The organism is Methylobacterium sp. J-072 (genome assembly GCF_022829425.1).
GTDB lineage: Bacteria > Pseudomonadota > Alphaproteobacteria > Rhizobiales > Beijerinckiaceae > Methylobacterium.
In genome coordinates, this window is the sequence record NZ_JAKSYK010000122.1 from 1 (window position 1) to 24,237 (window position 24,237).

Sequence of the window (24,237 nt, forward strand, 5' to 3'; positions counted from 1 at the left end):
CGCGGTGGATCCTGATGACCCACGACCGGCTGCAGAAGGACGAGCTGATCCTCACGCACGAGTTCCTGGCGATGATGCTCGGCGTTCGGCGGCCCGGCGTCACGACGGCGACGCATGTGTTGGAGGGCGCGGGCATGATCCAGGCTCTTTTCTCCTGCAAATGCACGAGAGAGCGCAGATATTTCCGTTCGATGATAATCTGTATTCTTTTTACTTAAATATTACAATAGATCCTGCGGCTTTGAGCGTGGGCTTGGAGGGACAGATATCTCCAACGGATGAAGCAAGCGGCCGACCATGCGTCTCTCCGCCAGAGGATGCGGTTTTTCAAACATCTTCAGGGAAGGCGCGGGTCCCCTCTCCCCGCACGCGGGGAGAGGCCCACACGTACCTTGTCGTCCGTGCGGGAAGCGCAGGCGAAGCCGGAGCGGCGGTGAGGGGCCGGCTCAGAACGAGGCGCGCGCCCTGAACCGCCCCCTCACCCTCGGCTGCCGCCTCGCCGCGCCGACGACGAGGTCGTCGCGGCCCTCTCCCCGCAAGCGGGGCGAGGGGATCCCGCCTGCCGCGTCGCGCAAAACCCATAGGCGTTCCAACTCGCCTTCGGCCCCGACTCGCCCCATCTTCGGGACGCCATCCAGCCGAGGACCGATCCATGAGCCAGCATCCCGCCATCAGCCCAGGCCGCAGCGCGGTCGTCACCGGGGCGGCGAGCGGCATCGGGCTCGCGGCGGCCAAAACCTTCGCGCGGGCCGGCATGAATGTCTGGCTCGCCGACCTGCCCGGCCCGGCCCTCGAGGAGTCCCACCGCGCCGTGGCCGAGCTCGCCGCCGTCGAGGTCCGGGCGGTGCCCACCGACGTCTCGGACCGGGAGGCCGTGGAGGCCCTGGCGGCCCATGTCGCCAAGGCCGGCCCTCCGGCCGTGGTCATGCTGAATGCCGGGATCGAGGCCGGCGGCAAGCTGTTCTCCGACGCCGAGACCTGGACCCGGATCCTCGCCACCAATCTCGGCGGCGTGGTCAACGGCATCCATGCCTTCGCGCCCGGCATGATCGCGGGCGGCAAGCCCGGGGCGGTGATCGTCACCGGCTCGAAGCAGGGCATCACCACGCCGCCCGGCAACGCGCCCTACAACGTCTCGAAGGCGGCCGTGAAGGCGGCCACCGAGGCGCTGGCCCACGAGCTGCGCACCCGCGAGGGCTGTCGGACCACCGCGCACCTGCTGATCCCGGGCTTCGTCTATACCGGCCTGACCAAGGCCCGGGGCGTCGCCGAGAAGCCGGCCGGCGCCTGGACGCCGGAGGAGACCGTCGCCTTCATGCTGGAGCGGCTGGAGGCGGGCGACTTCTACATCCTCTGTCCCGACAACGAGACCACCCGGGCGCAGGACGAGAAGCGCATCGCTTGGGCCGCCGGCGACATCATCGAGAACCGACCGGCCCTGTCGCGCTGGCACCCGGACTTTTCCGAGGCGTTCAAGCGGTTCATGGCGGTGTGATCTCCGCCGTCATTGCGAGCGGAGCGAAGCAACCCAGGGCTCCGCGACGGAAGATGGTTCAAGCGAGGATGGAAAACGGATCGTGCTGAAATCCCGTTCCGGGCATCGTCACTGTAGGTGGGACACCTCTCGACCCGCATCTCACCTGCAACTCTCCGGATCCGTTCCGTCGAGCGGAACCATATGCCGCGCGGTTCCCTGGGTTGCTTCGCTGCGCTCGCAATGACGGTGGGCACTCTCAACCCACCATGATTTTCCTGAACGCCCCCGCGCAATCCCGGCTCCGAACCCGACCCACCAGCATGGCGCAATCCAGCGGAGGCAAGCTCGCGCCGACAGCGCCGGCCTGAAACGCCTCACGCGACGCGTAGTGACGTCCATCCCGTCATTGCGAGCAGAGCGAAGCAACCCAGGGCTCCGCGCGGCCAATCGTTCTGCACGATGGGACTGCCACCATGCGCGCGCCGGCCGTCTACATCATGGCCAGCCGCCGCAACGGGACGCTTTATACCGGCGTCACCGCGGACCTGTCCCGGCGCGTCTACGAGCACCGCGAAGCCCTCCGCCCCGGCTTCACGCGCCGCTACGGATGCAAGCTCCTGGTCTGGTACGAGGGCTACCCGACGATGAGCGAGGCCATCGCCCGCGAGAAACAGATCAAGGCCGGCTCCCGGAAGAAGAAGCTCGCCCTGATCGAGGCGATGAACCCGGATTGGTCCGATCTGTATCCGGGCCTTGCGTAAAGTTCTTATGCGTCGCGGAGCCCTGGGTTGCTTCGCTGCGCTCGCAATGACGGGTTGGACGTCATCACGCGTTGCGAGAGGCGTTTCGGGCCTGCGCTGCCTGCGCGAGCTTGCCGCCGCTGGATTGCGCCACGCTGGTGGGTTGGGTTCTGCGCCGGGGCGTTCAGGGAATTCATGGTGGGGTAAGAGCTTCCCCCCGTCATTGCGAGCGGAGCGAAGCAACCCAGGGAACCGCGACGGAAGATGTTTTCAAGCGAGGTCGGAAAACGGATCGTGCCGAAATCCCGCTCTGGGGCAGCGTCATTGTTGGTGGGGGGCGTTCCGCTTCGCATCTCACCTGCGACTCTTCTCGTCCGTTCCGTCGAGCGGAACGATGTGCCGCGCGGTACCCTGGGTTGCTTCGCTCCGCGCGCAATGACGGGGCGCGGTTCGCGGCTGCGCATCAAGCCGCGATCGTCCTCCCCCGGAGGCATGCGCCGCGGACCTTCCTGACGGCCGCCCCTCGTCTGGCGAAGGGTTTGCACCCAGGTTAGGTCAGTGCGGCGCGGTCGCCGCATTGCAACCGCGCACGACACCAGGGAGCCGCACTCTTGGCCACGATCATCCCCGTCGCCTCGTTCGACTGCGTCGTGTTCGGCGCCACCGGCGATCTCACGGCGCGCAAGCTGCTGCCGGCCCTGTTCTACCGGTTCCGGGACGGGCAGATCCCGCAGACCAGCCGAATCATCGGCGCCTCGCGCTCGGACCTGTCGACGGACGCGTTCCGCGAGCATGCCCGGGACGCCCTCAAGCGCTTCGTGCCCGCCACCGACCTGACCGAGGACGTGCTCCATAAGTTCCTCGACCACGTGGATTACGTGGCGGTGGACGGGGCCGGCGAGAGCGGCTGGGCCGATCTCGTGGCCAAGCTCGACGAGCGGCCCGACCAGGTGCGGCCCTACTACCTCGCCACCTCCCCCGACCTCTACGGCTCGATCTGCCGCAACCTCGCCTCGCACGGGCTCGTCGGCGAGAAGTCCCGGGTCGTGCTGGAGAAGCCGATCGGCAAGGATCTGAAATCGGCCCGCGCGATCAACGACGCGGTCGGCGAGGTCTTCCCCGAATCGCAGATCTTCCGGATCGACCACTACCTCGGCAAGGAGACGGTGCAGAACCTGCTCTCCCTGCGGTTCGCCAACACCATCTTCGAGCGGCTCTGGACCTCGGACGTGATCGACCACGTCCAGATCACCGTGGCCGAGACGGTCGGGGTCGAGGGCCGGGCCGGCTACTACGACACGTCGGGCGCCATGCGCGACATGCTGCAGAACCACATGCTGCAGCTCCTGTGCCTCACCGCCATGGAGAGCCCGCTCAACCTCGAAGCCAATTCCGTGCGCGACGAGAAGCTGAAGGTGCTGCGCGCCCTCAAGCCGATCACCGCCCACGACATCCAGGCCGTGACCGTGCGCGGCCAGTACGTGGCCGGCGCCGTCGACGGCAAGCCGGTGGAGGGCTACCTGGCTGAGCTCGGCCACGAGAGCCGCACCGAGACCTTCGTGGCGATGAAGCTCGAAGTGCAGTCCGGGCGCTGGGCCGGGGTGCCGTTCTACCTGCGCACCGGCAAGCGCCTGCCGCAGAAGCTGTCCGAGATCGTGGTGCAGTTCCGCGCCTCGCCGTTCTCGATCTTCCCCGAGGAGGCCTTCGGCCGCGAGCCCAACCGCCTGGTGATCCGCCTGCAGCCGCAGGAGGGCATGAAGCTCGAGGTGATGACCAAGGATCCGGGCCCCGGCGGCCTGCGCCTGCGCCCGACCGACCTCGACATCTCCTTCGAGGAGACCTTCAAGCAGCGCTACCCGGACGCCTACGAGCGCCTGCTGATGGACGTGGTCCGGGGCAACGCCACCCTGTTCATGCGCCGCGACGAGGTCGAGGCCGCCTGGGCCTGGGCCGACGGCGTGCTCAAGGCCTGGGCCGACCGCCCGGAGGCGCCGCGGCCCTACCCGGCCGGGAGCTGGGGCCCCACCGCCGCCATCGCGCTGATCGAGCGCGACGGCCGGACCTGGCACGAGGAATTGCGGTAACGCCGCCTCGTCGCTTACGGCCAAGCTGCCTTGATACCGTCAAGCCGGATGTGGAAGCTGCCGCATGCCGCCGGTCACCGCCCCGCGAGAGGGTGGGCCCGGCCACGCACGAGGGATCATCGCATGCAGGACTCGAAGCAGGATTTCGCCGTCTCGGCCGAACGCCGCCTGGAGCGCTCGGTCGATTCGGCACTGCGCGTCATCGCGGCCGCCCATGTCGAGCGGCAGGCCCCGCCGGTCTACGCCGCCCGCCGCCGCCTGAGCGAGGTCTACGGCGCGACCCGCCTGGCAAAGCGCCTGGAGCGCGAGCGGCGCAGCGCCTGAGGCCGGTCGGTTGAGATAGGGCTGCCGCCCCCCGCAGCCACAATCCGTTTGCCGGACGGGCGCGGGTCCCCTCTCCCGTGCGGGAGAGGGACAGGGTGAGGGATCAGGTTCTTCCGGAGAGGTCGCATCCCTCACCCCAACTCTCTCCCGCACGGGAGAGGGGGGTCGTCTCGACCTGCATGGAAAGATGTGCGAACGCCGCAGATCAGACGGCCGCGTCCCAGGTCTCGCTCAACGGGGTCGTCCCGCGCACCAGCCGCGCCCGCAGGACGACATCGCCCGCCGGCATCGGCTGGGGCGGCCGCCACTCCACGTAGATGCGCCAGCCGCCGGTCTGCGGCACGACGTTCGCCACCGGCTCGTGCAGGGTGCCGGCGCTGGCCGAGACCTCCGCGGCGATCGTCGCGTCCGCGCCCTTCGGCAGCGACGGCCCCTCGAAATCGATCACGCAAAGCCGCCGCTCCGGGTTCGGCGGGTTGGTTGGGCGCAGGCGCTCGGCCGAGCCGAACCGGGTCTCGGTGACCCGGGCGAGGGCGGGTTGCGGGATCGCCTCGACCGGCTCCGCCCCCACGGTGGTCAGACCGTAGGCGAGATGCAGGGCGGAACCGGGCTGCACCGGCACCGCCGGCACGAAGGCCGCCACGATGTTGTCCATGTACTCTTCCGCCGAGGGGATCTCGTAGAGCTGCACGGCGCCCGCCGCGAAGGCCCCCTCCGGACCGGGCGCGACCCACAGGCCGGGCCGGGCCTCCTGGCGTGCCTCCACGTCGAGATAGGCGGCAAAACTCCGCTCGCGCTGGAGCAACCCGAATCCCGCAAGGGGCTTGGCCGCAAACGCCGAGATCTGCGGCTGCTTGCGGCCGTTGACCAGCGGTCGCCACAGCCGATCGGCCGCGGTGGCGACGCAGAGCCCGTCGGAATCGTGCACCTGCGGGCGGAAATCGTCGAACGGCTTGGCGCCCCGGGCGCCGGGCCCGTTCTGGCCGTACAGGAACATGCTGGTGAGCGGCGCCAGCCCGAGCAGCGGGATCGGCTTGCGCGGAAAGAGCGCCGCCGTGACGGCGATCCGGGCCGGATCCCCGGGGGTGATCACGAACCGGTAGGCGCCGGCCACGCTCGGGCTGTCGAGGAGCGAGAGCACCGTGAGGCTGCGGGCCTCCGGTTCCGGCTCGCACAGCCAGTGGGCGATGAAGTCGGGAAACTCTTCCCCTTCCGGGGCGCCGGTGCCGATGGCGAGCCCCCTTGCCGAGAGCCCGTATTCCTGGCCGGCGGCGCGCAGCCGGAAATAGGAGGCGCCGAGAAACACCAAAAACTCCTCCTGGAAGCCCTTGGGCCGCCAGGCCGGCGTGTCCGGGAAGGCGTAGTGCAGGCGGAAGCCCGCGAAGCCGAGATCGGCCGGAAAACTCTGGCCCGCGAGCTGCCGGCCGAGATCGAACAGCTGGCTTTCGTAGGCGATCGGCCGCGCCGGCCCGTTCCGCGGCTGCAGGTAGAGCGCCACGCGCTTGCGCTGCAGGAAGCCCCGGTGGAACAGCTGCGCGCTGAAATGCCGGCCGAGAGGCAGGCTCTCGGACGGCCGGAAGACGATGCTCCGATAGCCGTCATAGTCGAGCCCGGAGAGCGCCGGCGGCAGCTCCGTGGCCGGCCCCGCATAGGGCGCGGCCGCGCGGCGCTGGGCTTCGGCCGACAGGGTCTCGAAGGTCATCGCACCGTCCTGCGGCCCCCTGGAGACCGGCATCTGCGGCTGAAGCGCCGCCCCGGCCCATGTTCGGGCGTCATTCAGATCTATAGCGCTAGGTACAATACTGCCGGCAGCCGCGGTCAGGACGGTTCTGAGAACGCGGCGCCGGGAGGGGGGATCGATCCGTTCGGCCTCCGGCTGCCTGTGCGGCCGGGTCGGCTGCGTGTCCTCACCCCGGCTATCGGTGTCCACGCTCATCGGTCCCCGCCCTCACGCGGTGGGGCAGCCGGCAGGCTTCCACGGTCGAGTTCTTCGCGCCATGCCCTTCCCTCGCGCCATGTCCTCCCCCCACACCGTGTCCTCACGGGTCACCTCCTCGGCCGAACAGCCGCACCGGAACGCCCATCCGGGCGCTCCCGATCCCCAGCGCGTGGATTCCCCGGCCGTGGCGTGCGCGCCCGAGGCCTGGGCCGGTGGCGGCCGGACCCTGCTGGCCCGGCGTCTCGCCCTGGCGATCCCGAGCCTCGCGGCTGCCGGCGGTCTCGCATGGCTGGCGGAGCGTGCCTACCCGGCCGGCGGCAGCCCACTCGCCTGGGCCATCCTGATCCTGTTCGGCCTGGTCATGGGCTGGCAGGCTTTTGTGGCCTGCCAATACGTCTACGGGCTCGTCGCCGCCATCCTGGGCGATCGGGCGAAATCGGTTCTGGAGCGCCGCTCCGAGGCCGCTGAAGTCCCGGCTGCAAGCGCCGGCCGTACCGCCGCCGTGGTGGCGATCCACGCCGAGGACGCGGTGGCGGTGTTCGCCCGGCTGCGGGTGATGGCCCGATCGCTGGCGCGCGAGCAGGCGCAGGGCTCGGGGAAAGCCATCGACATCTTCGTCCTCTCGGACACCCGGGACGGCGCGATCGCGGCCGTCGAGGAGCACGAATTCGCTCGCATCCAGGCCTGGGCCGAGGCCGATCCGGCCCTGCCGCGGATCCGCTACCGGCGCCGGACGGAAAACATCGGCCGCAAGGCCGGCAATATCGGCGAATTCTGCCGCAGCTACGGCGCGGACTACGCCTTCATGATCGTGCTGGACGCCGACAGCCTCATGACCGGTGCCGCCATGACCCGGCTCGTGCGCCTGATGGACGAGAGCCCCCGCACCGGCCTGATCCAGACCGTCTCCTACGCGGCCGGCCGGGACACCCTGTTCGCCCGCATCCAGCAATTCGCCGTGCGCCTCTACGCGCCCCTGGCTTTGCGCTGCCTGGAGACCTGGCAGGGCCCGGAGGGCAGCTATTGGGGCCACAACGCCATCCTGCGGATCGAGGCTTTTGCCGAGAACGCGCAACTCCCGGTCCTGCCGGGGCGGGCGCCGCTCGGCGGCGAGATCCTGTGCCACGACATCGTCGAGGGCGCCCTGATGGTCCGCGCCGGCTGGGAGGTGCGCCTGCTGCCCGAGATGGGCGGCACCTGGGAGGAGATGCCCACCAACCTCATCGACCTGCTCGGCCGCGAGCGCCGCTGGTGCCAGGGCAACCTCCAGCACCTGCGGGTGCTGCCCTGGGCGGGCCTGCACGCCGCCAGCCGCTGGCACCTCGCGGTCGGCATCCTGGCCTACGGCATGCTGCCGCTGTGGATCGCCTTCCTGGGGCTGGCCGCCTGGCAGGCGGCCCGGACCGGCGATCTCGGCCTGCTCGCCTACGGGTTGACCGGGCACGGCGCGGCGGCCCACGCGCTCGCCGCCCTCAGCCTCGCCGTGCTGGCCCTGCCCAAGGTCCTGAGCCTCGGCCATGTCCTGGTCTCGCCGGCCCGCCGGGCGGCGTTCGGCGGCACCTGGGCGCTCCTGGCGAGCGCCGCCCTGGAACAGGTCGTGTGGGTGTTCCTGTGGCCGGTGCTGACCCTGTTCACCGCCGGCGCCGTGGTCTCGACCTTCCTGGGCCGGGTGGTGCGCTGGGAAACCCAGGACCGCGACGACCGGCAGGTCTCCTGGGCCGAGGCGTTCCGGCTCCAGGCCGACGCCGTGGTGGTCGGGGCGCTGATCGTCTTCGCCCTGGTCTGGGCCGGCAATGCCTGGCTCGGCCTGTGGCTGGCGCCCCTGGCCCTCGCGCTACTGGCGAGCCCGGCCCAGAGCGTCTGGACCAGCCGGGCCGATCTCGGCCGGGCCGCTAGGGCCCGGGGCCTGTTCCTCACCGCCGACGACACCGCGCAGGCGCCGGAACTGGCCGAGCTGGTCCAGATCCGCGGCCTGCCGGCCGCCCTGGTCCCGGTCCGCACGGCGCCCCTGGAGCCGGCCATCTGGCTCGCGGCCGACGAGGCGTGAGTTTTTGGGGGCCGGGTGGGTCGGGACACGCCAAACCGCCCATTCCTCATCCCGGCCTTACGGCCAAGCTGCCACAGTGTTGCCATCGAGTCACGGAGGGGCGGAACCGGCTAAGCATGGCGGTTTGAGGGTTGGATTTGGGGCGCGAGCGTTTACCCCTTGGCGAGGATCGGCACGGCATCGTGCCCCGGTAATTCGCCGCGTTCCCACCTGATTTCGCGCCTGCCCCGAGAGGCTTTGATGCGTCGTTTCCTTCCCGCCCTCGTAGGGCTCTTCGGCGCGGCCGCCTGCGCCGCGCCGGCGCTCGCCTACGAGATCGACCCGCTGACCCGCCAGCCGCTGAACGACGCGCTCACCGTGCGGGTCCGCCCGCAGGCCGTCGAGACCGTCGCGGTGCCGGTGGCCAACGCCTCCCTCAACCCCGCCGACCCGCTCGACGCGGCCGTGCCGCAGATGTCGGCGATCCCGCGCGAGACCGTGGCCTATAACGGCCCCTACGGCGCCGGTACGATCGTGGTCTCCACGGCCGAGCGGCGGCTCTACTACGTGATGGGCGGCGGCCAGGCCCTGCGCTACGGCGTCGGCGTCGGCCGTCCGGGCTTCACCTGGGGCGGCGTGCAGACCATCACGATGAAGCGCGAGTGGCCGGATTGGCGTCCGCCGTCGACCATGCTGCGCCGCCGGCCCGACCTGCCGCGCTACATGAAGGGCGGCATCGAGAACCCGCTCGGCGCCCGCGCCATGTATCTCGGCGGCTCGATCTACCGGATCCACGGCTCGAACGAACCGGAGACCATCGGCACCGCCGTGTCCTCGGGCTGCATCCGCATGACCAACGACGACGTCACCGACCTCTACACCCGCGCCAAGGTCGGCACGAAGGTCGTCGTCCAGCGCTAGGTTTTGGGACTTTTCGTTCAGGGCCGGCCGCGAGGTCGGCCCTTTTGCGTTCAGGCTTCGGGCAGCGTCACCAGCGCGTCGGGGCGCTTCACCTCGATCTCGATGAACGCGATCGGATGCGCCGACCCGTTCATCACGTCGTGCCGGATGCCGGCGGGCCGCATGTAGGATTGCCCGGCCGCGAGCGCCGTCTCGCTCACCGCCGCCCCGTCATGGACGCGCAGCACGCCGTCGACCAGCATCACCACGAAATACGGCCAGCCATGCTCGTGCCAGCCGGTCACCGCCCCGGGCGAAAAATCCCACCGGGTGATCCGGACCGTGGCATCGTCCTGCTGGATCGTGGGTACTGCGGGGATCGTGCAGGTGAAGGCCATGGTGGCTCCGGGGCTGGCGGTGTCGACCAAGAAATATCCAAATCTCCCCCTCATCCTGAGGTGCCGAAGCGCAGCGAAGGCCTCGAAGGAGCCCTCCAGAAGTCTCAAAGATCCCTGGAAGTCTCCTTCGAGGCCCGCTCGCGCGGGCACCTCAGGATGAGGGGGAGGATGGGAAGGCTACCAAGCCCTCAATGGCAGCCGCACGAGCCCGAGCCGCAGCCCCCGGTCTGCTTCACCGGGGCGGTGCGCGCGGTCTCGCGGTCGAGGCCGCGCTCGGCGAGTTCGGACAAGTAGGTCTGCCAGCGGGATTCGTATTCGCGGCCGAGGGTATGCAGGTAGCCCCAGCCGTAGATCCCGGTGTCGTGCATGTCGTCGAAGCCGAGCTTGACCGCGTAGTTGCCGATCTGCTCGACGGCCAGGATCGCCACGGCGCGCTTGCCGCCGATCACCTTGCGCTCCAGGGGCGAATGGCCCTGCACCTCGGCCGACGGGCTCGACACCCGCAGGTACTCGGCCGGGAGGGCGAAACGCGAGCCGTCCTCGAAGGCGACGTTGAGCACCCGCCGGTCGGCCGACAGGCGGATCTCGGTCGGCCACAGATCCTCGTTCACGGGTCACACTCCTCAAGCATTCCGGGGTTGCGGCCCGGGGTCGGCTTGCCCACGACCGTATCGGGCATCATATGCTCAATCATGCTCGATGACATCTCCAGCACGCCGCAGGGGTTTACGGCCGACGCGCCCCGCGCGCCGTCGCCCACGCCGCTGATCGATCCGTTCCAGCGGGCGATCTCGTATCTGCGCATCTCGGTGACGGATCGCTGCGATCTGCGCTGCGCCTACTGCATGTCGGAGACCATGCAGTTCCTGCCCAAGCGCGACCTGCTGACCCTGGAGGAGCTGGATCGGCTCTGCGGGGTGTTCATCGCCCGGGGCGTGCGCAAGTTGCGGATCACCGGCGGCGAGCCGCTGGTGCGCCGGGACATCATGCACCTGTTCCGCCGCCTGTCGCGCCATCTCGATTCGGGCGCGCTGGAAGAGCTGACGCTCACCACCAACGGCACCCAGCTCGCCCGGTACGCGAACGAACTGGCGAGCTTCGGCGTGCGACGGATCAACGTGTCCCTGGATACGCTCGACCCCCAAAAGTTCCGGGCTATCACCCGCCGGGGCGACCTGCCGGTGGTGCTCGACGGCATCGCGGCCGCGCGGGCGGCCGGCATGAAGGTCAAGATCAACGCGGTGGCGCTGCGGGACGTGAACGCCGACGAGATCCCCGACATGATCGCCTGGGCCCACGGGCTCGGCATGGACATGACGCTGATCGAGGTCATGCCGCTGGGCGAGATCGAGGCCGACCGCACCGACCAGTTCCTGCCCCTGTCGGTGGCCCGGCAGCGCCTGGAGAGCCGCTACACCCTGACGCCGCTGCCCGACCGCACCGGCGGCCCGGCGCGCTACGTCCGGGTCGAGGAGACCGGCGGCAAGCTCGGCTTCATCACGCCGCTGACCCACAATTTCTGCGAGAGCTGCAACCGGGTGCGCCTGACCTGCACCGGCCAGCTCTACCTGTGCCTCGGCCAGGAGGATTCCGCGGATCTCCGTGCCGTCCTGCGGGCATCGGACGACGACGCGGTGCTGGCGGCGGCGGTGGTCGAGGCGATCACCCGCAAGCCCAAGGGCCACGACTTCATCATCGAGCGCCAGCGCCCGGCTGCCGTGCCGCGCCACATGAGCGTGACGGGGGGATAGCCCACGGACACTCTGCCTCGCTCAGGGCGACGATGGTCCCACATCGGCTGGTTACAGGCCGCGACGCGCCCCCTCTCCCGTGCGGGAGAGGGTTGGGGTGAGGGATACGCCCTATCCGGAGGAACCTGGTCCCTCACCCTGTCCCTCTCCCGCACGGGAGAGGGGACCCGCGCCTCATCCTGCGCCTGTGCTCCCCAGCCCAATGGGTAGATCCCAAGGTAGAGGTAAGTCCGCTCACATCTCCTCGTCAGCGTAGCGCGATTGCGCCCGTCCGCGCTGCCCGCCACCGCGCCGCGGCGCGCCGGCGCTGATTCCCGCCACCAAGTCGGCGATGTGGCGTAGGGTCTCCACCGCCAGAGCCTTGTCGCCTTCGCCGCGGCCCTGCGGGATCAAAGCCTTGGCGAAGCCGAGCTTCTGGGCCTCCTTCAACCGGGCGCCGGCCTGGGCCACCGGCCGGATCGCCCCGGACAGGCCGATCTCGCCGAAATACACCGTCTCCGGCGGCAGCACCGCCCCCGACAGGGACGAGACCAGGGCGGCGGCCACCGCGAGGTCCGCCGCCGGCTCGGTGATCCGCAGGCCGCCGGCGACATTCAAATACACGTCGTGGGTGCCGAGCCTTATGCCGCCATGGGCCTCCAGCACGGCCAGCACCATGGACAGCCGGTTCGGGTCCCAGCCGACCACCGCCCGGCGGGGCATGCCGAGCGAGGACGGCGCCACCAACGCCTGGATCTCCACCAGCAGGGGCCGCGTCCCCTCCATCCCGGCGAAGACCGCGGTGCCGGCGGCCTGGTGGTCTCGGCCGGCCAGGAACAGGGCCGAGGGGTTGGGCACCTCGGCGAGCCCGGCATCGGTCATCTCGAACACGCCGATCTCGTCGGTGGGGCCGAAGCGGTTCTTCACCGCGCGCAGGATGCGGAAATGGTGGCCCTGGTCGCCCTCGAACGAGGCGACCGCGTCGACCATGTGCTCCACCACCCGGGGGCCGGCGATCTGCCCGTCCTTGGTGACGTGGCCGACCAGGATCACCGCCGTGCCCGTGGTCTTGGCGAAGCGGATCAGCGCCTGGGCCGAGGAGCGCACCTGCGTGACTGTCCCGGGGGCCGATTCCACCGTCTCGGTCCACATGGTCTGGATCGAATCGATGATCGCGAGCGCCGGCGGGCGGCCCTGGCTGAGAGTCTCGATGATGTCCTCGACATTGGTCTCGGCGGCCAGATCCACCGGACGGGAACTCAGCCCCAGCCGCTCGGCCCGCAGCCGCACCTGTCCCACCGCCTCCTCGCCGGAGATGTAGGCCACCCGCTCGCCGGTGCCCGCCATGGCGGCGGAGGCCTGCATCAGCAGGGTCGACTTGCCGATGCCGGGATCGCCGCCGAGCAGGATCACCGAACCGCGCACGAAGCCGCCGCCGGTGACCCGGTCGAGTTCGCCGATCCCCGAGGGGATGCGCGGCGCCTCCTTGGTCTCGCCAGTCAGGCCCTCGAGCGGAAACACCCGGCCGCGGGCGCGGGACGGCCGGGTCGCGACTGGACCGGACTGGCCGGGCGCGGCGGCCGCCTCCTCGACGATCGTGTTCCAGCCGTTGCACGCCTCGCAGCGCCCGCGCCAGCGGTTGTAGACCGCCCCGCAGGATTGGCAGACGAAGGTCTGGTGGATCTTGGCCATTCGGGTCCGCGCGCCGCCGGTCCGGCATTCGAAGAGATGGGTCGGATCACCCTACATAAGTTCGAACATAACGCGAACCCAGCCCCGTCAGGATCTCGTAGCCGATCGTCCCGGCGGCGCGGCCGACCGTGTCGATATCCAGGCTGTCGCCGATCAGCACGGCCGTCGCGCCGCGCCGAGCCGCGGGGGCCGCGGTGACGTCGAGGATGATCAGGTCCATGGAGACGAGACCGAGGATCGGGCAGGGCACGCCGCCGACCAGGGCTTGCCCGCGCCCGCTGATCGCCCGCGGGAAGCCGTCGGCATAGCCGAGGGACAGGGTGGCGAGCCGGCTCGGGGCCGGGGCGGTCCAGCGGCCGTTATAGCCGACGCTGGCGCCGGCCTCGACCTGCCGCACCTGCGCGATCAAGGCTTCGAGCCGCACCACCGGGCGCATCGGGTTTGCGGAGTCTGGCGTCGGGTTGCCGCCGAACAGGGCGTAGCCCGGGCGCAGCAGGTCGTGCCGGGCGCCATCAAGGAATACGCCCGACGAATTGGCGAGCGACGCAAGCAGGACCGGGTAGGCGGCCCGGACCCGGGCGAAATCGGCGATCTGCCGGGCATTGACAGGATCCTCCGGCTTCTCGGCGCTGACGAAGTGGCTGAGCAGCAGGTCGATGCCGGCGGCCGTGATGCGCGGATCGCCGGCGAGTTCCAGCGCCTCCGGCACCGGCAGCCCCAGGCGGTTCATGCCGGTATCGACGTGGAGCGCCGCCGGCCGGCCTCCGCCAGAGAACGCCGCCCATTCGGCAATCTCCTCGCGGCTGCCGAGCACCGGGCGCAGGTCGTGCGCCGCGAAGGTCTCGGAGGCGCCGGGCGGCAAGCCGTTCAGAATGTAGATCGCGGCCTCCGGCAGGGCGGCCCGGGCCGCGATGCCCTCAGCGAGGTGGGCGACGAAGAAGGTCCGGCACCCGGCCGCCCACAGGGCCGGCCCGACCCGCGCGACGCCGCAGCCATAGGCATCGGCCTTCACCACGGCGGCGCAATCGGCGCCCCGGGCGGCAAGCATCCGCCAGTTCGCCACGATCGCCCCGAGATCGATCGTCAACCGGGCGCCGTGGGCGCCGATATCTCTTCCCGACTCCGTCACCGATCCGCTACCCGCCACCGAAGCGCCCCCGATCCTCGATTCCCCGCGGACGGATGCACGATGCGGACCCGTGAGGCGAGTCGGTTCGCGGCATTGGTCTCAGGGGTCGACGAGACTGGCAACCCGCGCGGCGATCTCGCCCACGGTGTCCGGATCCGCGACACCGGCGAGGCTCGCACTGCCATCGGCGATGCGCGCCCGTAGATCGAAGCTGCGGACCTGCGTGCAGACCGCCACGCCGGTCACGCCATCCGCCGTGACGGGGACTGTGAGGCCCGCGGCGCGGGCGCCTGCCGCCACGGTAGAGATGACTACGGCGATTGCCGTGCCGTGAACGTTCACGGCCTCCGGCGTCAGGACAATCCAGTAATGCCGATCTCGCATTTCCCGGCCCACGACCGGGTTGGGGTTGATCGAGTAGATCTCGCCGCGCTTCGGGACCTTCGGCCGCGGGCCCATCACCCGATCTCATCGCCGACTGGGGGGCCTTCCAGAGCCTTGGCGGTGTCCGCGTACAAGGCCGGCAGATGCTCGGCGCCTTCCAGAAGCTCAGCCAGGGTGTAGCGGCGTTTGCGTTTCGCGACCGGTGTCGCGACCAGGGTACCGTCCTGGACGGCGAGCGTGAGGTCGGTGCCCGTATCGGCTCCGATAGCGGCCAGGACAGCGGGCGGGAGCGTCATCACCCGGGCTCCGCCTTGGCGCCGAACCGTCACAACCGTCGTCGTTGACGTTTGAGTCGGCGGTTTGGCGTTCGTCTTCGTGCGGGGCGTTCGCTTGGCGGCAGGCATGGTCACGCTCCTCCGGAAGGTGCTACAAAGGTAGCACTTTTCCGTTGCCGCCGACACCCATCACCCCCGCAAACGGAACGGGTTGAAATCCGTGTCCGTATCGAAAGCGTCGCGCCCCTCGGCGCGTTTCAAGAAGCCGATCAGCGGCACGCTGAGGGGCAGCGCAACGACCTCCCAGGCGACCTTCAGCGCCCAGATCGACAGCGCGAGGCGGACGAGATCCGCAGTGGGGTAGAGCCCGCCGAAGCCGAGCCCGATGAACAGGGCCGAATCGATGCCCTGGCCGACGAGCGTCGAGGCGACGAGCCGCGCGGCCAGCCCCCGGCCGCGAAAGCGCAGCTTCAGCTTGGCGAGCAGGTAGGCGTTCAGGAATTCGCCGGTGAGATACGCCGCGAGCCCGGCCAGCGCGAGCCGCGGGGTGGCGCCGAGCACCGCCTCGAACGCCGCCTGATGCGGCCAGAACGGCGCGGGCGGCAGCGCCGCCGCAATCCCGTAGGCCAGGATCCAGAGCGCCTGCGCCAGGAAGCCGGTCCAGACCACCGTGCGGGTGCTGGAATAGCCGTAGACCTCGGTCAGCACGTCGCCGAACAGGTAGGAGGCGGGAAACACGATCACCGCTGCCGTGAAGGTCAGGCCGCCCACCGAGACGATCTTGCCCGCCAGCACCAGCGAGATCATCAGCACCGCGCCGAACAGGCCGGCGATCGGAACGAGGTAAACGGGGCCGGCCACCGCCCGGTCCGCGCTCACGAGCGGCACGGGCTGATGCATGGACGGCACAGGCCTCGGCCGAGGCCCGTCCCTGAGGGTGACGGCCGAGGTTCGGCTTGGTATACTTCGGCCCCGGTCCCGGGGAGCCGCATGGCCGCCGCGGCATCCCCTCTGGTTCCTAAAAGTTCACAGATGCCGTTTACCGTTTTGGATCTCGTCGTGCTCGGCATCGTCGCGGTCTCCGCGCTGCTCGCGGCCGTGCGTGGCGTCACCCGCGAGGTGCTGGCGATCATCGCCTGGGTGGCCGCCGCCGCCGTCGCGTGGTCGTTCTATCCGATGCTGCTTCCGCTGGTGAAGCAGCACGTCAACAGCGATACCGTGGCGCTGGTCGCCTCGATCGCGGCGATCTTCCTCGGCACGCTGATCGTCGTCTCGATCATCACCGTGAAGATCTCCGACGTGGTGCTCGATTCGCGCATCGGCGCGGTCGACCGCTCGCTGGGCTTCCTGTTCGGGGCGGGGCGCGGTTTCCTGATCTGCGTGATCGGCTGGGTGTTCCTGTCCTGGCTGGTGCAGGGCAAGGTGCCGGATTGGGCCGCGCAGGCGCGCACGCGCCCGATGCTGGAAAAATCCGGCGACGCCCTGGTGGCCCAGCTCCCCGAGAATCCGGAGGGCTTCCTGAAGCAGTTCAAGAAGCCGAAGGCCGTCACGCCGCCCAACGAGGCGGCCGACGCCCCCGCCGAGACCGACGTGGCGCCCCAGCGCCGCACCGAGACCGCGCCCAATCCGACGCCTGCGCCAAGCCCGGCGCGACGCTGATCTGCGGCGAGCGCCGTTGGCCTGTCTGCGCAGAGCGCCTAGATAGCGTCTCCGGAGACGATCGGATGATATCCGCGACGACCGGCGCGCCGGCCCGTCGCCGCCGGGACTCGTGAAGTGATCGATCGCAGCATGTCCCAATCCGACGCTTATTCCGCCGATTTCGATCTCGACGGCGACACGCTGCGCGAGGAGTGCGGCGTCTTCGGCATCTTCGGGCATCCGGAGGCCTCGGCCATCGTGGCGCTCGGCCTGCACGCCCTGCAGCACCGCGGCCAGGAGGCGGCCGGGATCGTCTCCTTCGACGGCTCGGTGTTCCATTCCGAGCGGCGCCCCGGCCTCGTCGGCGATTCCTTCTCGGACGGCGACACCATCGCCCGGCTGAAAGGGCGCGCCGCCATCGGGCATGTGCGCTACTCGACCACCGGCGGGACGATCCTGCGCAACGTGCAGCCGCTGTTCGCCGAGCTCGCCAGCGGCGGCCTCGCGGTCGCCCATAACGGCAACCTCACCAACGCCCTGTCGATCCGCCGCGACCTCGTGCGGGACGGCGCGATCACGCAGTCGACCTCCGACACCGAGGTGATCCTCCACCTCGCGGCCCGTTCCCGGAAGCCCCGGATCGTCGAGCGCTTCATCGACGCCCTGCAGGCGATCCAGGGCGCGTACGCGATCGTCGCGCTGACCAACAAGAAGCTGATCGGCGCCCGCGACCCGCTGGGTATCCGCCCGCTGGTGCTGGGCGAACTCGACGGCCGCTACCTCCTGGCCTCCGAGACCTGCGCCCTCGACATCATCGGCGCCCGCTACGTTCGGGACGTCGAGAACGGCGAGGTCGTGGTGATCTCCGAGGAGGGCGTCGAGTCGATCCGCTTCGCCGACGCGGTGCCGATGCGGCCCTGCATCTTCGAGTACATCTACTTCGCCCGGCCGGATTCGGTGGTGAACGGCAAGAGCGTCTACGCGGTGCGCAAGGCCATCGGCCGCGAGCTCGCCCGCGAGGCCGCCGCCCCCGCCGACATCGTCGTGCCGGTGCCGGATTCCGGCGTGCCGGCGGCGCTGGGCTTCGCGCAGGAGACCGGCCTCCCCTTCGAGATGGGGATCATCCGCAACCACTATGTCGGCCGCACCTTCATCCAGCCGACGCAGTCGGTGCGCGAGCTCGGCGTGCGGATGAAGCACTCGGCCAACCGCGCGGCGATCGAGGGCAAGAGCATCGTTCTGGTCGATGACAGCCTGGTGCGCGGCACGACCTCGGTGAAGATCGTCCGGATGATGCGCGAGGCCGGCGCCGCCGAGGTGCATTTCCGGATCGCCTCGCCGCCGATCACCTATCCCGACTTCTACGGGATCGACACGCCGGAGCGGGAGAAGCTGCTGGCCGCGACCCACGACCTGGAGGCGATGCGCAAGTATATTGGCGCGGACTCGCTCGCCTTCCTGTCGATCCCAGGCCTCTACCGGGCGATGGGCGAGGAGGAGCGCAATGCGGCCTGCCCGCAATACACCGACCATTGCTTCACGGGCGACTACCCGACCGGCCTGACCGACCTCTCCATTGCCGGCCCGAAGCGCTTCGCGATGCTTGCCGAAGCCGACTGACACGGGGTTCCCAAAGGGCGAGCCCTTTGGCGGGGTCCAGGGGCGGCGCCCCTGGGTCTTCGCAGGGCTCTGCCCTGCACCCGCAAAAGGTCACGGACCTTTTGAATCCGGAATTTTCCAGTCCCCCTCGCGCGGAAATGCGCTAGGTCCCGCGCATGGCTGAGTCTGAAAAAATCCTCGAAGGCCGCGTCGCGGTGGTCACCGGGGCGTCCCGCGGCATCGGGCGCGCCGCCGCCCTGGCCCTGGCCGAGGCCGGCGCCCACGTGGTCGCGGTGGCCCGCACGGTCGGTGCCCTGGAGGAGCTGGACGACGCCATCCGGGCGGCCGGATCCAGCGCCACCCTCGTGCCGTTCGACCTCGCCGATTACGACGCCATCGACCGGCTGGGCGCGGCGATCAACGAGCGCTGGAAGCGCCTCGACATCCTGGTCGGCAATGCCGGCATCCTGGGCGCGCTCATGCCGATCGGCCACATCACCCCGAAGGTCTGGGGCCAGGTGATGGACGTGAACGTCACCGCCAACTGGCGCCTGATCCGCTCGCTGGACCCGCTGCTGCGCATGTCCGATGCCGGCCGGGTGGTGTTCGTCTCGTCGGGGGCCGCCTCGAAATGCCGGGCCTATTGGGGGCCGTACTCGGTCTCGAAGGCGGCGCTCGAAGCGCTGGTGCGCACCTACGCGGCCGAGACCGAGACCACCTCTATCCGGGCGATGCTGCTCAACCCGGGGCCGCTGCGCACCGGCATGCGCCGCTCGGCCATGCCGGGGGAGGATCCCGAGACCCTCAAGACCCCCGAGGACCTCGCCCCCCACTTCGTGCGGCTCGCCGCGCCGGACTGGACCGAGACCGGCAAGCTCTACGATTTCCCCACCGACCGGGTGCTGCAGTTCCGCGCGCCCGAGTGACCTAACCTGTTGTTGCGCAACACCGGATCCCACCCAACACCCTCATCCTGAGGCGCCCGCGCCAGCGGGCCTCGAAGGAGCCCTCCAGGTGGCGCGCGATCCCTGGAGCCCTCCTTCGAGGCTGCTGCGCAGCACCTCAGGATGAGGGGATGGGTGGGATCCGCGTGCTGCGGTGGCTGAGCGAACCGGACCCAAACACATGATCGACGTCCGCTGCATCTGTGCGATCGGCCTGCGCGGCCAGCTCGGCCTGAACGGGCACCTGCCCTGGGAGGGCAACACCGATCCGTTGTTCGTGGAGGACGTGACGCGCTTCTTCGCGCTCACCATGGGCCACGTGCTGATCGCCGGTCCTAAGACCGTGGCCTCGGTCCCGGACTTCGCCTTCAAGGACCGCACCATCGACGTGATCCGCAGCCACGAGGATCCGGAGCAGGTGCTCAAGCGCTATCCGGGCCGGCGGATTTTCGTCGGCGGCGGCATCGCGGTGTGGAACGTCTACGCGCAATACATCCAGAACTGGGACATCACGCGCCTGCCCTATGACGGCGAGGCGGACCGCTGGTTCGACCCGGCTTGGCTGGTGGGCGGGGCGCTGCGGCCCTGACGACCGGCACCTTCCGGTGGGCCGGGGCGTTGGCGTGCGTGTCGCGTTTCCGGAGGGTCGATGAGCGCCCATAGCTACCGCTTCGGCATCGAGGAAGAGTATTTCCTCGCCGATGCCGAGACCCGCGGCACGCCCCGGGGCGACCTCGCCGGCTTCCATGCCCGGGTGAAAGCGGAGCTGCCCGAGACCGGGCGCGAGCTGGTTGCCGCGCAGGTCGAGGTCTGCACGCCGCCCCTCGACGATGCCCAGGCCGCGCGAAACAATCTCGGCGGCCAGCGGGTGCAACTCGCCGGCATCGCGGCCGAGAACGGGCTGAGCCTCTTGGCCTGCGGCACGCATCCGCTCGCGCGCTGGTCCCGCCAGACCGCCACGGACGGCGAGCGCTACAAGGGCATCCTGTCGGATGTCGGCATCGCGGCCAGGCGGGCGTTGATCTGCGGCATGCATGTCCATGTCGAGGTGCCGGACCCAGAGGGGCGGGTCGATCTGATGAACCGGCTGCTGCCGTTCCAGCCGCTGCTGCTGGCGCTCTCGGCCTCCTCGCCGTTCTGGCAGGGCGAGGCGACCGGGCTGATGGCCTACCGGCTCAGCGTCTTCGGCGAATTGCCCCGCACCGGCCTGCCCGAGATTTTTTCCGATTCAGCCGCGCATGATCGCTTCGTGGAGATCATGACCCGCTCCGGCGCCATCGCGGATGCGAGCTTCCTGTGGTGGTCCCTGCGCCCGTCGATCAAGTTCCCGACCCTGGAGCTGCGCATCGCCGATGCCTGCACCCGGCTCGACGACTCGCTCTGCGTCGCCGCCCTGTACCGCTGCCTCGTGCGCCTGTGCGTGCGCCGGCCGGATCTCAATGCCGGGCTCGACGGCGTCTCGCGGGCGCTCGCCTCGGAGAACCTGTGGCGGGCCCAGCACAGCGGCGTGCGCGCGACGCTGATCGACGAGGCGAAGGCTGAAGCGGTGCCGTTCGCCGAGGCGCTGGAGGCGATCCTCGCTCTGGTGAAGGAGGATGCGGATGCGCTGGGCTGCGCGGCGGATGTCGCCCGCGCCCGGGCGATCGTCATCGAGGGCACCAGTGCGGACGGGCAGGTCGGGGCGTTCGAGGCGGCACTCGCCGACGGAAAGGACGAGCGCGCCGCCTTGGCCTCTGCCGTGGACTGGATCGCAGACGCCTCCCGGTGACCGCTCTGCTCGCGCCTCATTTCGTCATCGCGAGCGTAGCGATGCGACCCAGGGATGCGCCATATCCGGTGATCGCGCGTTGCCCTGGGTTGCTTCGCTGCGCTCGCAATGACGGCGCGATCTTTCGGCTGGAAACGCCTCAGCCCTTGTCGAACGGGTTCTGCGAGGTCCGCAAGCTCAGCCGGATCGGCGTGCCGGGCAGCTCGAACGCCTCGCGCAGGCCGTTCACCAGGTAGCGGGTGTAGGATTTCGGCAGCGCGTTGAGCTGATTGCCGAACAGCGCGAAATGCGGCGGCCGGCTCTTCACCTGGGTGGCGTAGCGGATCTTGATCCGCCGGCCCGACACCGCCGGGGGCGGGTTGCGCGAGGTCGCCTCGCTGAGCCAGTCGTTGATGCGCGAGGTCGAGATCCGCTTGTCCCAGACCTCAGAGGCCTGCACCACCGCCTGCATGAGCTTGTCGAGGCCCTCGCCGGCGAGCCCTGAGAGCGGCACCACCGCGACGCCGCGCACCTGCGGCAGCAGGCGGGTGCAATCCTCGCGCAGCTGCTTGAGCAGGCCCGGCTGGTCGGCCACGAGATCCCACTTGTTGAGGCCGATCACCACGGCCCGGCCCTCGCTCTCGACCAGGTCGATGATGGTCAGGTCCTGCTTCTCGAACGGGATCGTGGCGTCGAGCAGCACCACCACCACCTCGGCGAAGCGCACGGCGCGCAACCCGTCCGAGACCGCGAGTTTTTCCAGCTTGTCGTCGATCCGGGCGCGGCGGCGCATCCCGGCGGTGTCGTGGAGCTTGATCTTCCGGCCCCGCCACTCCCAATCCAGGGAAATCGAATCGCGGGTGATGCCGGCCTCGGGGCCGACCAGCAGCCGATCCTCGCCGAGCATGCGGTTGATCAGCGTGGACTTGCCGGCATTCGGGCGGCCCACGATGGCGACCTTCAGGGAGCGGCCGCCGGGGGCGTCCTCGTCCTCGTCGTCGTCATCCGGATCGGACTTGGGCAGGACGCCTTTCAGCGCCTCGTGCAGCTCGCCCAGGCCCTCGCCGTGTTCGGCCGAGAACGGGATCGGGTCGCCGAGCCCGAGGGTGAAGGCCTCGTAGGCGCCGGCGAGCCCCGTGCCGCCCTCCGCCTTGTTGGCGATCAGGATGACCGGGCAGCCGGCCCGGCGCACCAGTTCCGCGAAGGGCTGGTCGGCCGGCAGCACGCCGGCGCGGGCGTCGATCACGAACAGCACCACGTCGGCGGCGAGGATGGCCGCCTCCGTCTGCATCCGCATCCGGCCCATGAGGGTCGCAGCGTCCGATTCCTCCAGCCCGGCGGTGTCGATCACCCGGAAGTGGAGGCCGCCGAACGCGACATCGCCCTCGCGCCGGTCGCGGGTCACCCCCGGCCGATCGTCCACGAGCGCGAGCTTCTTGCCCACGAGGCGGTTGAACAGGGTCGACTTGCCGACGTTCGGCCTCCCGACGATCGCGACGGTCGGCATATCCATGATGTGTCTCGAAAAGTCAGAAAAGAAATCAGCGCGTGATCGGCGGGGGCGGGGCGGCGACCTCGGGCTTGGCCTCGGTCACGGTGACTGGGCCGCCCGCCACGAGGGCCGCGTAGACCTCGATCCGCTCACGCAGGTTCCGGGGCGTCTCGGGATCGGCGACCAGCTGGTCGAACCAGCGGCCGGCTTCCTCGAAATCACCCTTCTTGAGGGCGGCCAGGCCCAGCATCTCGCGGGCGGTGTGGCGGAACGGCGTGCCGGCGGCGAGCCCCTGGAGGTTGGCGAGCGCCGGGTCCGGGTTCGCGCTGTCGAGGCGCAGCAGGGCGGCGCGCAGGCGCGCGAGGTCGCGCAGGCCGTCGCCGAGGCCGGTATCACCGGCCAGCGTGTCGAAGTCCTTCGCCCCCGCCTCCGGGTCGCGCTTGCCGGCCTCCGCGGCCGAGCGGAACCGGGCGAGCAGGCGGTAGCCGGCCGGGCCCTGAACCTCCAGGGCGTCGAACACCTTGTCGGCCTCTGCGACCTTGCCTTCGCGGGCGAGGCGGTTGGCCTCGTCGAACTGCACCGAAGCGGTCTCGGCGGCCACGCGCTGCTGGTTCTGCCAGTAGCGCCAGCCGGCCACGCCGACCACCAGCAGCACGGCGAGCGCGATGATCACGCCGCTGTAGCGTTTCCAGATCTGGAGGATCCGGTCGCGGCGATAATCCTCGTCGACCTCGCGGATGAACTCGTTATTTTCGGCCATCATGTCCCGGCCCGCGCGTGTCCGCGAGCCACCTTGCACAACTATCGAGCCCCGCGCCTAACACACGGGCGCCGGGTTGGCGACAGCGGGCGTGGTGGGGCGGGTGTGCGGGGCCCTCAGGCGGTGCCGGGCCAGACCGAGACGCCGATCAGCGGGTAGTGCAGGTAGCGCGAGAACACGAACCAGACGGCCGTCCCGATCACCACGGCCAGGATGTCGTTGCGCCAGCCATGGGGGGCCGCGACGGCGCCGCTGTGCTGGGCGACCACCGCCCCCGGGGCGAGCGCCCGGCGCTTGGCGCTGATCCGCGCCGCCACCGCCCAGGCCAGGAAGCCGCCGAACAGCAGGATCGAGCCGAGATCGCCATTCGCGAGCAGGTGGGCGGTCGCCCAGATCTTCACGGCGAGCAGCATCGGGTGCTTGGCCTTGGCCCGGATATGCCCCGGCAGGTAGGCGGCGGCGAGGCAGATGAAGGCGAGCCACACGAGGGTCAGGGCGAGGTGGCGCGTCCAGACCGGTGGGTCCCAGACCGGGATGTAGCCGCTCAGACGGTAATCGTGGAAGCCGATCCCGATCAGCACCAGACCGAGCAGCGACAGGGCGGTGTAGCCGAGCTTGTACCGGCCCTCGCCGATCCGGCCGACGATGTCGGCGCGCTTCGCGCGCACCATCGAGAAGGCATGCGTGCCGAGGAACAGCACGAGCCCTAGAATCAGGAGAAGCATGAAGGTCTTTCGGACGGCGGCCGGGCGGCAAGTACTCTGTAACGGTTCTCAAGCGAATCTGACACGCTTTGTCCAGGCGTAGCCGGGACGCACCCGGATTTCAGCGATGGGCTTGGCGTACGGGATGGCTGGTGCGGATGGCGGGGCGCCGCCACTTTTCCCTCGCCCCTCTGCGGGGGAGGGTGTTCACCCATCTCAAGACGGGGCGCGGGTCCCCTCTCCCGTGCGGGA

At 70.0% G+C, this 24,237-nt stretch carries 24 protein-coding genes; 13 read left to right on the top strand and 11 right to left on the bottom strand.

Features of this window, described 5'->3' with window-relative positions; genetic code table 11:
- The 5 genes from MKK67_RS14115 to MKK67_RS14135 form a co-directional block, all read left to right on the top strand.
- Positions 1-218, top strand: a 218-nt coding sequence (locus MKK67_RS14115; RefSeq protein ID WP_243965673.1) for a helix-turn-helix domain-containing protein, incomplete at its 5' end; no start/stop codon positions are given.
- Between the two features lie 434 nt (positions 219-652).
- Positions 653-1,495, top strand: a complete 843-nt coding sequence (locus tag MKK67_RS14120) for an SDR family NAD(P)-dependent oxidoreductase (protein ID WP_243965674.1) — start codon at positions 653-655, stop codon at positions 1,493-1,495.
- Positions 1,496-1,950: 455 nt separating this feature from the next.
- On the top strand, positions 1,951-2,238 hold the full coding sequence (locus MKK67_RS14125) for a GIY-YIG nuclease family protein (RefSeq protein WP_243965675.1): 288 nt from the start codon (positions 1,951-1,953) through the stop codon (positions 2,236-2,238).
- Positions 2,239-2,828: 590 nt separating this feature from the next.
- Entirely contained in the window at positions 2,829-4,301 is a 1,473-nt protein-coding gene (gene zwf, locus MKK67_RS14130; protein ID WP_243965676.1) for a glucose-6-phosphate dehydrogenase, read from the top strand.
- A 123-nt stretch (positions 4,302-4,424) separates the two neighbouring features.
- The gene (locus tag MKK67_RS14135; protein WP_243965677.1) at positions 4,425-4,625 is read left to right on the top strand and encodes a hypothetical protein; all 201 of its coding nucleotides are present in this window, start codon (positions 4,425-4,427) and stop codon (positions 4,623-4,625) included.
- A gap of 205 nt (positions 4,626-4,830) precedes the next feature.
- On the opposite strand, the gene MKK67_RS14140 is transcribed toward MKK67_RS14135, so the two are convergent.
- Positions 4,831-6,327 (bottom strand): glucan biosynthesis protein, encoded by a 1,497-nt coding sequence (locus MKK67_RS14140; RefSeq protein ID WP_243965678.1) that lies wholly within the window; start codon positions 6,325-6,327, stop codon positions 4,831-4,833.
- 331 nt (positions 6,328-6,658) lie between these two features.
- On the opposite strand from MKK67_RS14140, the gene mdoH reads away from it, so the two are divergent.
- Positions 6,659-8,611 (top strand): glucans biosynthesis glucosyltransferase MdoH, encoded by a 1,953-nt coding sequence (gene mdoH, locus MKK67_RS14145; RefSeq protein ID WP_243965699.1) that lies wholly within the window; start codon positions 6,659-6,661, stop codon positions 8,609-8,611.
- Positions 8,612-8,851: 240 nt separating this feature from the next.
- Positions 8,852-9,511 carry a L,D-transpeptidase gene (locus tag MKK67_RS14150; RefSeq protein WP_243965679.1) on the top strand — a complete coding sequence of 220 codons (660 nt, stop codon included), beginning with the start codon at positions 8,852-8,854 and terminating at the stop codon, positions 9,509-9,511.
- Positions 9,512-9,561: 50 nt separating this feature from the next.
- Here MKK67_RS14150 and MKK67_RS14155 read toward each other — a convergent pair whose 3' ends face one another.
- Positions 9,562-9,888, bottom strand: coding sequence for a cupin domain-containing protein (locus tag MKK67_RS14155; RefSeq protein WP_243965700.1), 327 nt, complete (start codon positions 9,886-9,888; stop codon positions 9,562-9,564).
- 188 nt (positions 9,889-10,076) lie between these two features.
- Positions 10,077-10,499, bottom strand: coding sequence for a gamma-butyrobetaine hydroxylase-like domain-containing protein (locus tag MKK67_RS14160; RefSeq protein WP_243965680.1), 423 nt, complete (start codon positions 10,497-10,499; stop codon positions 10,077-10,079).
- A gap of 81 nt (positions 10,500-10,580) precedes the next feature.
- Here MKK67_RS14160 and moaA point away from each other — a divergent pair, with 81 nt between their 5' ends.
- Positions 10,581-11,639, top strand: coding sequence for a GTP 3',8-cyclase MoaA (moaA, locus tag MKK67_RS14165; protein WP_243965681.1), 1,059 nt, complete (start codon positions 10,581-10,583; stop codon positions 11,637-11,639).
- 234 nt (positions 11,640-11,873) lie between these two features.
- Here moaA and radA read toward each other — a convergent pair whose 3' ends face one another.
- The 5 genes from radA to MKK67_RS14190 form a co-directional block, all read right to left on the bottom strand.
- A complete protein-coding gene (gene radA / locus MKK67_RS14170) occupies positions 11,874-13,310 on the bottom strand; it encodes a DNA repair protein RadA (protein WP_243965682.1) in 1,437 nt (478 codons plus the stop codon).
- Between the two features lie 46 nt (positions 13,311-13,356).
- On the bottom strand, positions 13,357-14,439 hold the full coding sequence (gene alr / locus MKK67_RS14175) for an alanine racemase (protein ID WP_243965683.1): 1,083 nt from the start codon (positions 14,437-14,439) through the stop codon (positions 13,357-13,359).
- A 99-nt stretch (positions 14,440-14,538) separates the two neighbouring features.
- Positions 14,539-14,898, bottom strand: coding sequence for a type II toxin-antitoxin system PemK/MazF family toxin (locus tag MKK67_RS14180; RefSeq protein WP_238261325.1), 360 nt, complete (start codon positions 14,896-14,898; stop codon positions 14,539-14,541).
- Positions 14,898-15,227, bottom strand: coding sequence for a PbsX family transcriptional regulator (locus MKK67_RS14185; protein WP_243965684.1), 330 nt, complete (start codon positions 15,225-15,227; stop codon positions 14,898-14,900). Before MKK67_RS14185 ends, MKK67_RS14180 begins: the two co-directional genes overlap by 1 nt.
- A gap of 60 nt (positions 15,228-15,287) precedes the next feature.
- Positions 15,288-15,998: a queuosine precursor transporter gene (locus MKK67_RS14190; protein WP_243965685.1), complete on the bottom strand. Its 711-nt coding sequence runs from the start codon at positions 15,996-15,998 to the stop codon at positions 15,288-15,290.
- Between the two features lie 132 nt (positions 15,999-16,130).
- On the opposite strand from MKK67_RS14190, the gene MKK67_RS14195 reads away from it, so the two are divergent.
- The 5 genes from MKK67_RS14195 (at position 16,131) to MKK67_RS14215 (ending at position 21,050) form a co-directional block, all read left to right on the top strand.
- Positions 16,131-16,757 (top strand): CvpA family protein, encoded by a 627-nt coding sequence (locus MKK67_RS14195; protein WP_243965687.1) that lies wholly within the window; start codon positions 16,131-16,133, stop codon positions 16,755-16,757.
- 132 nt (positions 16,758-16,889) lie between these two features.
- Positions 16,890-18,359, top strand: coding sequence for an amidophosphoribosyltransferase (purF, locus tag MKK67_RS14200; protein ID WP_243965689.1), 1,470 nt, complete (start codon positions 16,890-16,892; stop codon positions 18,357-18,359).
- Between the two features lie 155 nt (positions 18,360-18,514).
- Positions 18,515-19,264, top strand: coding sequence for an SDR family NAD(P)-dependent oxidoreductase (locus MKK67_RS14205; RefSeq protein ID WP_243965691.1), 750 nt, complete (start codon positions 18,515-18,517; stop codon positions 19,262-19,264).
- Positions 19,265-19,463: 199 nt separating this feature from the next.
- Positions 19,464-19,871, top strand: a complete 408-nt coding sequence (locus MKK67_RS14210) for a dihydrofolate reductase (RefSeq protein ID WP_243965694.1) — start codon at positions 19,464-19,466, stop codon at positions 19,869-19,871.
- Between the two features lie 60 nt (positions 19,872-19,931).
- Complete coding sequence (locus tag MKK67_RS14215) at positions 19,932-21,050, top strand: carboxylate-amine ligase (RefSeq protein ID WP_243965696.1); 1,119 nt, start codon at positions 19,932-19,934, stop codon at positions 21,048-21,050.
- 139 nt (positions 21,051-21,189) lie between these two features.
- Here the strand turns inward: MKK67_RS14215 and der are convergent, their stop codons facing one another.
- The 3 genes from der to MKK67_RS14230 all read right to left on the bottom strand — a co-directional run bounded on the left by der (position 21,190) and on the right by MKK67_RS14230 (position 24,006).
- On the bottom strand, positions 21,190-22,542 hold the full coding sequence (der, locus tag MKK67_RS14220) for a ribosome biogenesis GTPase Der (RefSeq protein ID WP_243965697.1): 1,353 nt from the start codon (positions 22,540-22,542) through the stop codon (positions 21,190-21,192).
- A 28-nt stretch (positions 22,543-22,570) separates the two neighbouring features.
- Positions 22,571-23,281 carry a tetratricopeptide repeat protein gene (locus MKK67_RS14225; RefSeq protein ID WP_243965701.1) on the bottom strand — a complete coding sequence of 237 codons (711 nt, stop codon included), beginning with the start codon at positions 23,279-23,281 and terminating at the stop codon, positions 22,571-22,573.
- Positions 23,282-23,397: 116 nt separating this feature from the next.
- Positions 23,398-24,006 (bottom strand): NnrU family protein, encoded by a 609-nt coding sequence (locus MKK67_RS14230; protein WP_243965698.1) that lies wholly within the window; start codon positions 24,004-24,006, stop codon positions 23,398-23,400.
- Between the last annotated feature and the right edge of the window lie 231 nt (positions 24,007-24,237).

What these genes read in the sequence shown, in the direction of transcription:
- MKK67_RS14120 (WP_243965674.1), top strand. Translation starts at nt 653, where the DNA reads ATGAGCCAGCATCCCGCCATCAGCCCAGGCCGCAGCGCGGTCGTCACC.
- MKK67_RS14125 (WP_243965675.1), top strand. Translation starts at nt 1,951, where the DNA reads ATGCGCGCGCCGGCCGTCTACATCATGGCCAGCCGCCGCAACGGGACG.
- MKK67_RS14135 (WP_243965677.1), top strand. Translation starts at nt 4,425, where the DNA reads ATGCAGGACTCGAAGCAGGATTTCGCCGTCTCGGCCGAACGCCGCCTG.
- MKK67_RS14140 (WP_243965678.1), bottom strand. Translation starts at nt 6,327, where the DNA reads ATGACCTTCGAGACCCTGTCGGCCGAAGCCCAGCGCCGCGCGGCCGCG.
- MKK67_RS14150 (WP_243965679.1), top strand. Translation starts at nt 8,852, where the DNA reads ATGCGTCGTTTCCTTCCCGCCCTCGTAGGGCTCTTCGGCGCGGCCGCC.
- MKK67_RS14155 (WP_243965700.1), bottom strand. Translation starts at nt 9,888, where the DNA reads ATGGCCTTCACCTGCACGATCCCCGCAGTACCCACGATCCAGCAGGAC.
- moaA (WP_243965681.1), top strand. Translation starts at nt 10,581, where the DNA reads ATGCTCGATGACATCTCCAGCACGCCGCAGGGGTTTACGGCCGACGCG.
- radA (WP_243965682.1), bottom strand. Translation starts at nt 13,310, where the DNA reads ATGGCCAAGATCCACCAGACCTTCGTCTGCCAATCCTGCGGGGCGGTC.
- MKK67_RS14180 (WP_238261325.1), bottom strand. Translation starts at nt 14,898, where the DNA reads ATGGGCCCGCGGCCGAAGGTCCCGAAGCGCGGCGAGATCTACTCGATC.
- MKK67_RS14185 (WP_243965684.1), bottom strand. Translation starts at nt 15,227, where the DNA reads ATGCCTGCCGCCAAGCGAACGCCCCGCACGAAGACGAACGCCAAACCG.
- MKK67_RS14190 (WP_243965685.1), bottom strand. Translation starts at nt 15,998, where the DNA reads ATGCATCAGCCCGTGCCGCTCGTGAGCGCGGACCGGGCGGTGGCCGGC.
- MKK67_RS14195 (WP_243965687.1), top strand. Translation starts at nt 16,131, where the DNA reads ATGCCGTTTACCGTTTTGGATCTCGTCGTGCTCGGCATCGTCGCGGTC.
- purF (WP_243965689.1), top strand. Translation starts at nt 16,890, where the DNA reads ATGTCCCAATCCGACGCTTATTCCGCCGATTTCGATCTCGACGGCGAC.
- MKK67_RS14205 (WP_243965691.1), top strand. Translation starts at nt 18,515, where the DNA reads ATGGCTGAGTCTGAAAAAATCCTCGAAGGCCGCGTCGCGGTGGTCACC.
- MKK67_RS14210 (WP_243965694.1), top strand. Translation starts at nt 19,464, where the DNA reads ATGATCGACGTCCGCTGCATCTGTGCGATCGGCCTGCGCGGCCAGCTC.
- MKK67_RS14215 (WP_243965696.1), top strand. Translation starts at nt 19,932, where the DNA reads ATGAGCGCCCATAGCTACCGCTTCGGCATCGAGGAAGAGTATTTCCTC.
- der (WP_243965697.1), bottom strand. Translation starts at nt 22,542, where the DNA reads ATGGATATGCCGACCGTCGCGATCGTCGGGAGGCCGAACGTCGGCAAG.
- MKK67_RS14225 (WP_243965701.1), bottom strand. Translation starts at nt 23,281, where the DNA reads ATGGCCGAAAATAACGAGTTCATCCGCGAGGTCGACGAGGATTATCGC.
- MKK67_RS14230 (WP_243965698.1), bottom strand. Translation starts at nt 24,006, where the DNA reads ATGCTTCTCCTGATTCTAGGGCTCGTGCTGTTCCTCGGCACGCATGCC.